Origin of the sequence: Massilia glaciei (genome assembly GCF_003011895.2) — a bacterium.
Lineage (GTDB): Bacteria > Pseudomonadota > Gammaproteobacteria > Burkholderiales > Burkholderiaceae_D > Telluria_A > Telluria_A glaciei.
In genome coordinates, this window is record NZ_PXWF02000030.1 from 1 (window position 1) to 985 (window position 985).

Genomic DNA, 985 nt, shown 5'->3' on the forward strand with positions numbered 1-985 from the left:
ATAGCAGCGAACTTCGCCTCGGGGAAGTTCGCCGGTAGGGGCGGGCCCGGTAGGGCTTGGCCGTCAGGCCAATGACGCTTGCACAAGGCTGGGACGACCCGGCACGGCGCGGAGCCTGCACAACTGGAAGCCTGTACTCGCTTCCCTGCGCTTGACCACGCAACGTTGCTAAGCATTTGCATCCTGACCGGCCTTGTGCTGCTTGTCCGCCACACAGGCAAGGACGCCTCAAAGGGACTGCGGGGCCATTCTAGCTTATACGCTGCGCTCGACGGCGCGATTGAAGTCAACAAGACCGACAGCCGCCGAGACTAGCGTGTGGCGGAGTTCAAGGGCGGCGAGACAGGGACCATCCACGCCTTCAAACTCGATGTGGTGACCGTGGCCGCGACGTTGACGGAGAAGACATTACCTCCTGCGTGGTCGCGCCCGATGGGACGGTAGACACGCTGGTAAGGCTGCCGAGCGGAGGGAAGCAAAAAATTGCCCTCAATACTCTGAATGAATCGTTCTCCAAATCAGCGGAGTGCAACAAGCACGTGCGCCGGGCCGAGGTCCATACATTCAAATGGATGAGGCTTGTGAGTCTTGTTGCCGCGCACCTGCCGTGCGAGCCCAAGCGCCGCACAGAACGTGCCCAGCAAGCGTTGACCGCGCTGGTCAGCGACGACCAGACAATAGGGTCGCAAGTATTTAGCGAATCGGGTTACGCAGAGGTTACATGGACGGACTGGTGAGGCTGAAAACAAAAAAGACCTACAAGCCGAAGCGTGTAAGTCTTTGATTTGCCACATATTCTTTGGGGTGGCTGATGGGGCTCGAACCCACGACAACAGGAATCACAATCCTGGACTCTACCAACTGAGCTACAGCCACCACTGAACTACGTTTTGACCCGAGGCTTCCGAGGCAGAGCGCGATTATACAAACATCTGGGCCAACTGGCAAATTTAAATGCTCAAAACCAGCAGTTCTCAATTCAAAA

General features: G+C 57.2%; 1 tRNA gene. It reads right to left on the reverse strand.

Features of this window, described 5'->3' with window-relative positions:
- Positions 1-800: 800 nt before the first annotated feature.
- Positions 801-876, reverse strand: a tRNA-His gene (locus tag C7C56_RS02155).
- Positions 877-985: the final 109 nt, after the last annotated feature.